The organism is Oribacterium sp. (assembly GCF_057249185.1).
Map to the genome: position 1 here is coordinate 1 of NZ_DBHIGR010000060.1, position 11364 is coordinate 11364.

Consider the following 11364-nt stretch of genomic DNA (forward strand, 5'->3'; position numbering starts at 1 on the left):
AATCCATGCTCATGAATAGAAGCGGACTGGAAGACTCTATAAAAAACAAAGATACGATTATAGATATTGTAAAAAACGAGAAAGTAGTGGGAAAGCTTATTGTTTTAAATGAAGATTATGAACGTTACGTTTCGTACAGTATTCGTATGAGAAATATCTATTTACTGATTAACAGTTTGTTTTTTCTTATTATTGCAATCCTGGTATTTGAAATATGGAGAACCATACTTCAACCATTAGACCAATTAAAAGTTTTTGCAGAAAGAATTTCAGATGGAAATCTTGAGATGCCTCTCAGTATTCATAGTAACAATGCTCTTAGTACATTTGCCAATAGCTTTGATATTATGAGAGAGAAGCTTTTAAACGCTAAAATCAATGAGCAAAATGCTCTAAAAAAGAGAAAAGAGCTTATAGCCTCGTTAAGTCATGATATAAAAACGCCGATTGCTTCCATAAAAGCAACTACAGAACTTCTTGCTTTACAAGAGGATAACGAATCCAAAAGAAAAAAGATGATGATAATTATGGATAAAGCGGAGCAAATCAATCTTTTGGCTTCCAATTTATTGCAGTCTACATTAGATGAGTTGGAGGAAATGGAAGTTATTGTAAGAGAAGAATGTAGTGAAGTTGTAACAGATATTATTCGTAGTGCAGATTACAAAAACTATATCAGAGAAATATCCATTCCTTCCTGCATTATAAAAATAGACAAGAATCGGCTATTGCAGGTTTTCGATAACATAATCAATAATTCTTATAAATATGCGAATACGGAGATTACTGTATCTTCCTGTTTTTCCGATCAGTACTTACGAATATCTGTTAGTGATTTTGGAGATTGCATTGAAGAGGAGGAAATCCACTTGGTGGATCAAAGATTTTATAGAGGGAAAAAAGCCAAGGATTTTGCCGGTTCCGGATTGGGCTTATATATTTGCAAAAAGATTATAGATAAAATCGGCGGAAGAATTCGTTTTGATAAAATAGAGAATCAATTTTGTGTAACGATAGATTTGCCATTGGCTTAATCAGATGGATGATACTACAGGAAACTTTCAAAGGAAGACTTCCTGTAGTATTTTTTGTTCGTACAGAGTATTGATTGCAGAGTCTGTATTTTCAGTAGCATTTTAGAAAATGGAATAAAGCAAATCATGGGCATTATATAGTTAAGAATCATGATGAGTCAGTTAAGAATTGTTAAGGAAGAGGCAAAGACTGCTAAGATTTTGAATGATAAAATCAATATAGAAAAAGGGTCGTGCAAGCAGAAATGAACCATGAAAGGAATGCAAAATGGTGAATCATGATAAAAATATAATCATTAGAACGGAAAAGCTCTGTAAAAGCTTTTCAACGAAAAACCATAGTGAACACATCTTAAAGAATATAGATTTAGAAATTTATGAGAGGGATTTTACTGTGGTTATGGGAGCATCAGGCTCCGGTAAGTCAACTCTTCTCTATATGCTTTCTGGAATGGATAGGCCTTCCTTGGGAAGAGTCTTCTTTAGAGACGAAGAGATTTCCGGTAAATCCAATAATGCGTTATCCGACTTTAGAAGAAATCACTGTGGATTTGTATTCCAACAGATTAATTTGATTCATAATCTTACGGTTCTGGATAACATTGTGCTGTGTGGTCTGTTAAGAAATAAAAATAATGCTGAAGTTATGCAGAAAGCAAAGCGGCTGCTCTCAATGGTTCATATTGAAGAAAAAAATTGGGATAAAAGTCCCTCGGACATTTCAGGAGGTGAAGCACAAAGAGTTGCAGTTGTCCGTGCGGAAATCAATGAGCCGGACATATTGTTTGCAGATGAACCTACAGGAGCACTAAACTCCGAAGCAGGAGGTAGAGTTTTAGATCTATTAAGCAATATTCATCAACAGGGTAGAAGCGTCTTAATGGTTACCCATGACTTTAATGCAGCTTTAAGAGGAAATCGCATACTGTATTTAAAGGATGGAGTGATTTGCGGGGAGTGTAATCTGGGACAATATACAGCAGATAAGGACAAAGAAAGAATAAAACAATTGGATGGCTTTTTAAAGGAAATGGGATGGTAATGATGATAAAAAGAATATTACTTTTTAACCTTTCTAAAATCAAAAAAACTGTTTATGGATCTGTTATCTTTGTTTTCTTGATTGCGGTGTCTTCGCTCTTGATAGGCATATCCTTCTCCATGGAAGATAGCTTTTCTTCTCTGTTTAAGGCTGTTTATAAAGCAACAAACTGTGCAGACTATAGTGCTATATTTCCCAGAGAATACTTAGAAAAGAAAAGAGGGGAAATTGAAGCTTTAATTAAAGAATCAGAAATGAATTCCGCCTATGAAATCGAAGATGCTTTAATTTTTTTAAAAACAGCAATATCTGTAGAAAATGAGGAAGAATTACAGGGCTCGTGGATTATACGGAATTTCGATAGAGACAATCTTTTATCTACTGTCAATGTTGTGGAAAAAATGGAGACTCAGCCGGAGAATGCCATCTTTGTTCCTTATCTGTGCAAGACCTTATTTGGTTTTCAATTAGGAGAAAATTTATCTATAAAATACCTTGGTGAGTATAAGACCTTTATGATTGCCGGTTTTACGGAGGATATTTTATATGGTAATCGAGCTGTTATGGCCTTTGATGTACCGGAGAAAACTTTCTCAGAATTGGAAAATTCTCTTGGAAATGAGAGCCACAGTGCTTTATTGTTGCTTAAGTCTGAAGATAAGGATTTAAAACAAAACTTTATCCCACTCATCAAAGAGGCGCCTTATGGAACCTATACGGATATTGCTTCCGCTAGGTATTCTATGCACTCCACATTACACGTTTACAGTATTGCGATACTTTTCTTTTCTATGGTAACTCTGATAGTGGTTTGTCTGGTAATGTATTTTAGAATTAAAGACAGTTTTTATAAGGATTTTAAAACAATTGGAGTAATGAAAGCCCTAGGCATTAGCGATAGGGAAATTCGACTATCCTTTGTATTCCAATATATTTTCTTAGGCTTTATGGGAAGCGTTCTAGGGATTTTATTATCTGCTGTACTGGCATCCACTTTCATTCCCTCCATAACGGCAGAAAGCGGTATGAAGTGGGTAAATTCTTTTCACGTGATGAGAGGATTAGAAATCCTATTGCTGAATCTATTTATAGTATTTCTATTTGCTTTTCATGCAACCGTTACCGTAAAGAAAATCACTCCGGTAGCAGCTATAAGAGGGCAAAGAGCTAATTATAATGGCGGAATCAGTCATTCATTTTTGGGGAAAATTCCGTTATCCTTAGACTTTTTATCGGCTATCTATTTATTGATTAGTAGAAAGAAACAAAATATAGCCATCTGCTTGATTGTTGCCTTAGCAGTATTATCCTCTTCATTTTTTATCACTTTATTTTCCAATATTGTTCAGAAAGAAGACGGTTTATCGCAAATCAGTGGTATGGAGAAATTTGATATTGTTTTAAAGCCCGGGGAAGAAGCAGATATTCAGAAGCTATATCAGAGAATATCCGATATGGATAACACCAAAGCAGTCATAAAATGCATAGGTCCCGGAGGGGGAGAAATCCTATGTGATAACAATGTAAGTGGAAGAATAACGGTTTATGATGACTATGAGAAATTGGAAAAAATAGGATTATACAAGGGAAGGTATCCTTTCTATGACAATGAAATTGCCATTTCGCTTAATCTCTCCAAGAGTTTAAAAAAAGGAATAGGAGATGTGATTTCAATTAGAAATGATTATCAAGAGCAAGCTCCGGAGGAAGAGTATGTAGTAACCGGACTGACACAAGGCAGCTATACCGGAGGACTGGATGTTTTCTTTAGCTATGAGGGTATCCTAAAAATAGAACCGGATGCCAGGTGGGAATCAATGTATGTATATTTAAAACATGATAGGGATATAGAAGGAGCAATATCGAATATTCAATCTCAAATAGGGGATGAAATTGTTTATATCGAAAATTTCAAAGGGCTGTTTAATAGCCAATTTGCTTCTGTTATAGCCAACGTAAAGGCAATACTCGTCTGGGTACTTTTGCTAAGTATGCTTATTACGCTAACTACAGTGATTTTACTGGTAAAGACAGTTGTGTTGAATAATGAAAGTGATTTTGCGGTGATGAGAGCAATGGGCTTCACCACCTATCAGATAGCAAGGCAGATTTCTATGAGCATCCTGCCGATTTTGATGATGGCTTCCTTTATAGGATATGTGTTGTCATTATTATTCACCAATAGAATTTTGATCCTTATGTTACAAGGAATGGGGATTTATGACTTGCGATTCAATCTTCCTAATGGATATATACTTTGTTATGCAATAATCCTTATAGTATTATCTTACTTCCTGTCCATACTCTATGTATGCAGACAGAGCAAGTACACTCCTAATTATATTATGAATAGAGGGGAGTAAAAAATTGTTTATAAGCTCTTGAGTAAATGCAGTTAATTGAAGAAAGGAGAAAATGATATGAGATTCAAGATTTTAGAAAGAGGCTACTTAACATTTTCAGAAGTCAATTTTTGTGGAATTTTTGGAAACTGCATTACAAGAATCAGATAATGTTCTGGATTTTTAAGAAATGAAGTTGTCGTTTAACTACTTTCATATTGTATATGTTGTTATATCAATACCACGTTAGATTAGTTTAGCAGTTAATTTACTTGAGAGCTTATAAAAATAGATATTTATAGTAGTACTGTAAGAGATTATATTGTCGGGGGTAATATTTTAAAAGAGATTGCATTGGCTTTTGGAAGGACAATTTTTATCATTTATATTCCGACTATAACGTGATTTCTGATAGTTATCTATGGTAGAAAAAGTTGCTAAAACGCTATTAATTAAGGAGAAACAATGGTAGCTTCAAAGTATAATTTATTATTAGATATTGAAGGGAAAGAGTATCTTTTCAATCTGGCATCTCAATGTTTGATTTCTTGTGATCACGATTTAGTCGACTTTTTGTATGGAAATCAGGAAATTTATTTATCAAAAGACGAAGAAACTAGCTTATATGAAAATGGCATTATAGTTGATAGCCATGAATTTGAGGTCTCAAGATTAAAGAGCAATATATCTTCGTTAAAGTTTGATAAAACTAAAATGGCGGCATTTATCTCGACAACATCAGCTTGCAATTTAAATTGTACATATTGTTATCAGGATAGAAGGAAAGAACTTAATTGTAAGAAGTATATGACTGAACGCAATTGGAAAGTGGTTCTTGAATATTTTAAAAATGAAATAAAAACACATAATACTAAATTATTTGCTGTTAGTCTTTTTGGTGGGGAACCAATGTTTAATGATTCTATGTGTCAGCAAATAATTACAGATCTGAGACGTCTAGAAGATGCTTTTCCAGAATTAGTGATTCAGTGTGTATTGATTACCAATGGTACTTTATTTAATGAGAATAATATTAAATTTTACTTGGATAATATAGACAATATCCAAATTACGCTAGACGGAATTAAGGAGATTAATGATTCATTCCGAGTATATCCCAACGGGGAGGGGAGCTTTGACAAGATTATTTCAAGTTTAAAATTAATTAAAAAATATAAAACTTCAGATATTTTGAGTACGATATGTTTGCGAATAAATGTAAACAAAGAAACAGTGAACAAATCTAAAGAGTTGATAGATTATTTAATTGATAATAATCTTGCACAAGCTATTACATCAATAAAATTCCATGAGATATTTGGAACCCAAGGAGAGATCATTTTAGATGGTAATGATGAGAGGGACAATGATATTGAATTGGCAAAAGAAATTGTTAAGTTAAATTATTATTTAATTGAAAATGGGATTAAGGTATTTAAAGAAGTTAGTGGGCTGTGTATTGGTAAATTAGCAAATGGATATACAGTGGATGAACAACTTAACATATATGCTTGTCCTGGGCTATTATATAGTGATGTTCATGGCAAAATAAGTACTGATGGGAAGTTAATTATAGATAATAAGAAATGGTATGATTATCATTTGGAAGAGGCAAAATGTATTAACTTTTGTAAGTATGCTCCAATATGCTATGGAGGATGTACCTGGGCAAAAGGAGAAAATGAAAAGGACTGTATGAGGGATATTTTTGATGCAACTCTTGTGGATAAAATAAAGACTTACATAATATCGCAATATATTTAAGACGCTTCGTTTAACAAGGTATAAAGGGATAAAAATGACAAACTATATTCTAAGATACAAATACTCTATATTCCTTAGTTTTTTCCTTAGTATTTTACTGGGAATAATGGATGTTGGGAAAGGCATAATATTAAAAGAAATTATTGATACTGCAATCACAAATAACAATTCAGGATTTTTGAGAATTATTGTTGTAATCATTATTTTTATCTTGTCAAATATAGTCCTATATGCATCATTTCAGAGACTATCCCTTCTGATAGCGTCTTATATATGTAAAGACATTAAGAATGATTTAATAGGTAATATCATAAATAAACCGGGCTGCGATAATATGGAGTTCATATCTACTGTAAATAAAGATGTAGATTTGATATATGAAAAAAAATTAATCAATCTTTTTATGTTAGTTAGAACAATGTCTTCATTTGTACTTTCGCTCGGCTATTTGATATATGTTAATATATATATTGCAATGTCTGTTGTGGCTTGTGGATTAATTAGTATTTATTTGCCAGGTTTATTTGTAAATAAAAGTTCTGAATTAAAAAATGTATATATAGAAGCTACTGCACAGTTTTTTCGTATGCTAAAAGAACTATTATACGGAATTGAAACTATCAAACTTTTTATGCTTGAAAACGAATATTTAATAAAGCTAAATGATTCAAATAAAAAAGTTGAGGAAAGCAGGTTACGATCTAATTTTTATGATGATTGTATACAGTTATTGGTAACATCTAATGGATTTTTGATCTTGTCTATAAATGTTGTTTTGGCTGCATTTTTATCACATAAAGGCTATTTTTCAATAGGAACTGCTTTGGCAATCATGCAAGTTATGAACTATGTTATTTTGCCTATAAATCAGGGACCATTTTACATTGCCGAAATGAATTCGATTTATCCGATAGAACAAAAAATACTCGGGATACTGGAAAAAGTAACTTATGAGAAAACATTAGATAAAGAGAAAGTATTACAAGAAGAAATTAAAACTATAGAGATAAAAAACCTGAGTTATTGTTATTCGGGTTCTCAAAGTTTTGCAATAGAAAACCTTGATTTATTATTAGAACGAGGTAAAAAGTATGTATTACTAGGAAGTAGTGGGAGTGGTAAAAGCACTTTATTAAAGGTGTTAACAAAGCTTAATAAAGCGTATTCTGGAAAAATAGAAATAGATGGCGAAGAACTTTCTGATATAGATGAAATATCGCTGAGGAAGAAAATTAATTTTGTACAACAGGATCCTTATATATTTCAAGATACATTAGAATTTAATATATGTTTAAGACATGATGTTGAGAAGAAAGAATTGGATAAAGTTATTGAATTGGTAAATCTAAAGGAACTAATTAGAAAATTACCTCATGGAGTAAAAACAGTTTTATCAGATAATGGAAATAATTTATCAGGAGGAGAAAAACAAAAAATAGCAATTGCAAGAGTTTTTATTAGAGAACCAGAGATTATATTTGTGGATGAGGGGATGAGTGCATTGGATACAAAGAATACATACTTTTTGGAAAATATGTTTCTCAAGTATAATGGAACCATTGTTACTATCAGTCATAAGAGCAATCCACAAATTCTGAAACAATACGATCAAATAGTAGTAATGGAGAATTCAAGAATAGTAGCTGTTGGAAATTTTAATCAAGTGGCTCAATCTCCATATTCATATTTGTTAAACGTATAGCAATTCCAAAATTGAACTTATTCTATATTCTAAAAAGTAATGTGAACATTTTATTTGAAGCTTAAATTAATTGTTCGTTGTTAGAATAAGAATTGGAGAAGCAGTAAAAATGTAGGAAAAGACAGTTCTTTCCTTCCGGTATAGGTCTAAAATGGGGGTAATCTGAGTCCGCCGGTACTTACTGAAAGCGAAGCTTGAAGTTAGTGTCCGAAAGGGCAGACTTTTCATCAGAAAAGTCGTCCTGTAGCTGACCAACTTCCTAAAGAAGTTGCTTTGCGAAGCAAAGTGAGCAGTGGGTGACATAGCCACTGCTCAGTCGTGGCGAGGTTAGCGAGAGCATGCCCCAATTTAAGACCCATATCGGAAGGAAGGCTTAAACATGACTTTTCCTACATCATTTTTTTAATTTTCAGCAGCCTTATCCTTCCGCATTAAAATTGCCTCAGCCCCATTAATGGCCTTCTCCACCATTTCCGCAACGATGGGCGCCAGCTTTTCCTCTGACTTCCGAATCTTCTCCGGAATGGGCTTGGTAACCGGGTGCTTTGCCACGAAGATGGTACAGCAATCCTCGTAGGGCTCAATGGAGGTTTCGTAGGTGCCGATTTCCTGAGCCACATCCACGATTTCCTGCTTATCGAAGGCAATCAAGGGACGGTAAACCGGCAGGGTGCAGACCTCGTTAGTGCATACCAGACTTTGCAGAGTCTGGGAAGCCACCTGTCCGATGGATTCTCCGGTGATTAAGCCGATACAGTTATTTTTATAAGCCAATGCCTCTGCAATCCGCATCATGTAGCGGCGCATAATAATGGTTAGCTCCTCATGGGGGCAGTGCTCATAGATAGCCAACTGGATATCCGTGAAATTTACCACATGCAGCATTATGGGACCGGTATAGGTGGAAACCTGCTTGGCCAGATCCATAACCTTGATTTTTGCTCTTTCACTGGTGTAGGGTGGAGCATGGAAGTAGGTTGCCTCCAGCAAAGCACCCCGCTTTGCCACCTTGTAGCCCGCAACGGGAGAGTCAATTCCTCCGGAAAGTAAAAGCATGGCCTTGCCGTTGGTGCCAAGAGGCATTCCTCCCAGTCCGGGAATGATTTTTCCGTAAATGTTCATATACTGGCGGATTTCCACCCGAAGCTTCACATCCGGCTTATGCACATCCACCCGAGCATTGGGGAAGGCCTCCAAAATGCTGTGTCCCAGCTCCTGATCCAGCTCCGGAGAGGTCATGGGGTAGGACTTTTCCGCTCTTCGGCTTTCCACCTTGAAGGAAACGCTGCTGTCTCCATAGGCTTCTTTAAAGTAGGAAAGGACCGCATTTTCCAAAACGGAGAAGTCCGGGCTTAAAGGCACCTGCACCATGGGCGCAATGCCGGCAATACCGAACACATGGCGAAGGGCATCAATACACTCCTCATAATCATAGTCCTCGGACTTCACATTCACATAGATTCTTCCCCGTTCCCGGCTAACGGAATAGCTTCCGGTGGCTCTCTTTAATTTCATCCGAATATCATGAACCAGGGCGTCCTCAAAGACATAACGGTTTTTACCCTTGGTGCCGATTTCTGCATATTTAATCAAAAATGCTTGGTATTGCATAATTCTCCTTCTTTACATAAGAAAAGTGCATGAAACCATGCACTTTTGAAAAGCCTTGTATATCTTCTTTCTTTCCGTTAAGATACAACAGTTAAATGATGTAAGGAGCCAGGTGGGATAAAATATCCTCCATCTCTCCATCATCAGCATGAATATTTAAGTCGATGGGCTTGGAAAGATCCAAGGAGAAAATTCCCATAATAGACTTTGCATCAATCACGTAACGACCGGAAACCAAATCGAAGTCCACATCAGAGTAACGAACCAACTCGTTTACAAAGGACTTAACTTTATCAATAGAATTTAATGAAATACGAACCGTCTTCACAGCTTACCCTCCTTTAAAATTGATAACTTTATTGTAGTAATGAACGATTTTAAAGTCAAGCGAAAGCCGTGAAAGAACTGGGATTTTAGAAAGAGGATGAAAATGGAATTAGCAGGACTGCGTTTTGCCATGCACAACTTAGGCTGCAAAGTCAATTCATATGAAACAGAGGCCATGACCGAAGCCATTTTGCAGGAAGGGGCAAGGCTGGTGGACTTTACGGAGGAGGCGGACATTTACCTGATTAACACCTGCTCTGTTACCAATATTGCAGACCGGAAATCCCGGCAAATGATTCATCAGGCCAAGCAGAGGAATCCGGAGGCCATCGTCATTGCCACCGGCTGTTATGTGGAAGGAAAGCAGGAGGAGCTGAAAGAAGATAAGGGCATTGATATTCTTATCGGAAATACCGGAAAGGGCAGGGTGGTAGAGCTGATTAAGGCCTATCGGGAGGCTATGCTGGAAAATGATGCAAGCGCCATGGAGCCATTTTCCCCGGTACGGGAGGAGGGAGAGTACGAAAATCTCTTCCTTTCCAAGCCAAAGGATAAGAGCAGAGCCTTTGTAAAGGTGCAGGACGGCTGTAATCAGTTTTGCGCCTATTGTATCATCCCCTATGTTCGAGGAAGAATCAGAAGTCGTAAGGAAGAGGACTGTCTGGAGGAAATTCGCCATTTGGCGAAGGAAGGCTTTCAAGAGGTGGTTCTTACCGGTATTCACCTGTCCTCCTACGGATTGGATTTTGAAAATCTTTCCTATGAATATGCCAGTAGAAAGGCGGAAACGGGAGAGGCCTTACTGCATTTGATTTCCGAGGTGGGAAAGATTCCCGGTATTCAAAGAATTCGTTTGGGAAGTCTTGAGCCTAGAATTATTACGGAACGCTTTTTAGCAGGTTTAAAGGAAGTAGAAGCAATCTGCCCTCATTTCCACCTGTCCTTACAAAGCGGTGCGGAAAAGACCTTAAAGGAAATGAATCGTCATTATACTAAAGAAGACTTCAAAAAGGCGGTAGAGGATATCCGAAGAGTTTATCCCTTGGCGGCCATTACTACGGATGTGATTGTCGGTTTCCCCGGAGAAAGGGAGGAGGATTTTCAGGAGTCTCTTACCTTTTTAAAGGAAATCTCCTTCTATGATCTCCATGTATTCAAGTTCTCCAGAAGAAAGGGGACGAAAGCAGACGAAATGAAGGAGCAGATTCCGGATAATATCAAAACAGCCCGCTCCAAAGAGCTTTTGGCACTGGCGTTGGAAGACTCCAAGAAATTTAGAGAGAAATTCTTAGGAAAAGAAAGCTCCATCTTAATAGAAGAAATTCGAGAGATTGAAGGAAAATACTATTACACAGGATTTAATAAAGAATATATCCGCTATATTCTGCCGGTACAGGATGAAGTCTTGGCAGTGTTCGAGAAAGACAAAGAAAAGCAAGAAGAAAGATTGGCCCAATTAGGAAAAGAAGCTATCGGAAGTATTAGAGGGGTAAAAGCTTTGGAGCTAAAGGGAGAGATGATTCTATCAGAGTAGGATGAATG

At 36.2% G+C, this 11364-nt stretch carries 8 protein-coding genes; 6 read left to right on the plus strand and 2 right to left on the minus strand.

Features of this window, described 5'->3' with window-relative positions:
• The 5 genes from ACO4PX_RS04955 to ACO4PX_RS04975 all read left to right on the plus strand — a co-directional run.
• Positions 1–1034, plus strand: a 1034-nt coding sequence (locus tag ACO4PX_RS04955; protein ID WP_485571780.1) for a sensor histidine kinase, incomplete at its 5' end; no start/stop codon positions are given.
• 268 nt (positions 1035–1302) lie between these two features.
• Entirely contained in the window at positions 1303–2076 is a 774-nt protein-coding gene (locus ACO4PX_RS04960) for an ABC transporter ATP-binding protein (RefSeq protein WP_314967113.1), read from the plus strand.
• Positions 2070–4439 carry an ABC transporter permease gene (locus tag ACO4PX_RS04965; RefSeq protein ID WP_485571782.1) on the plus strand — a complete coding sequence of 790 codons (2370 nt, stop codon included), beginning with the start codon at positions 2070–2072 and terminating at the stop codon, positions 4437–4439. The genes ACO4PX_RS04960 and ACO4PX_RS04965 overlap by 7 nt, the downstream gene beginning before the upstream one ends.
• 444 nt (positions 4440–4883) lie before the next feature.
• Positions 4884–6182 carry a radical SAM protein gene (locus ACO4PX_RS04970; RefSeq protein ID WP_308579635.1) on the plus strand — a complete coding sequence of 433 codons (1299 nt, stop codon included), beginning with the start codon at positions 4884–4886 and terminating at the stop codon, positions 6180–6182.
• Between the two features lie 34 nt (positions 6183–6216).
• Positions 6217–7884: an ABC transporter ATP-binding protein gene (locus tag ACO4PX_RS04975; RefSeq protein WP_308579637.1), complete on the plus strand. Its 1668-nt coding sequence runs from the start codon at positions 6217–6219 to the stop codon at positions 7882–7884.
• Positions 7885–8286: 402 nt separating this feature from the next.
• Here the strand turns inward: ACO4PX_RS04975 and thiI are convergent, their stop codons facing one another.
• Together thiI and ACO4PX_RS04985 are read right to left on the minus strand one after the other, a co-directional pair.
• Positions 8287–9495 (minus strand): tRNA uracil 4-sulfurtransferase ThiI, encoded by a 1209-nt coding sequence (gene thiI, locus ACO4PX_RS04980; protein WP_308579639.1) that lies wholly within the window; start codon positions 9493–9495, stop codon positions 8287–8289.
• 91 nt (positions 9496–9586) lie between these two features.
• Complete coding sequence (locus tag ACO4PX_RS04985) at positions 9587–9823, minus strand: HPr family phosphocarrier protein (protein ID WP_007156528.1); 237 nt, start codon at positions 9821–9823, stop codon at positions 9587–9589.
• 102 nt (positions 9824–9925) lie between these two features.
• Here ACO4PX_RS04985 and mtaB point away from each other — a divergent pair, with 102 nt between their 5' ends.
• A complete protein-coding gene (gene mtaB / locus ACO4PX_RS04990) occupies positions 9926–11356 on the plus strand; it encodes a tRNA (N(6)-L-threonylcarbamoyladenosine(37)-C(2))-methylthiotransferase MtaB (RefSeq protein WP_315376970.1) in 1431 nt (476 codons plus the stop codon).
• The last annotated feature ends 8 nt before the right edge of the window (positions 11357–11364 follow it).

Coding starts and splice junctions, on each gene's coding strand:
- ACO4PX_RS04960 (WP_314967113.1), top strand. CDS start 1,303: ATGGTGAATCATGATAAAAATATAATCATTAGAACGGAAAAGCTCTGT.
- mtaB (WP_315376970.1), top strand. CDS start 9,926: ATGGAATTAGCAGGACTGCGTTTTGCCATGCACAACTTAGGCTGCAAA.
- thiI (WP_308579639.1), bottom strand. CDS start 9,495: ATGCAATACCAAGCATTTTTGATTAAATATGCAGAAATCGGCACCAAG.
- ACO4PX_RS04970 (WP_308579635.1), top strand. CDS start 4,884: ATGGTAGCTTCAAAGTATAATTTATTATTAGATATTGAAGGGAAAGAG.
- ACO4PX_RS04975 (WP_308579637.1), top strand. CDS start 6,217: ATGACAAACTATATTCTAAGATACAAATACTCTATATTCCTTAGTTTT.
- ACO4PX_RS04965 (WP_485571782.1), top strand. CDS start 2,070: ATGGTAATGATGATAAAAAGAATATTACTTTTTAACCTTTCTAAAATC.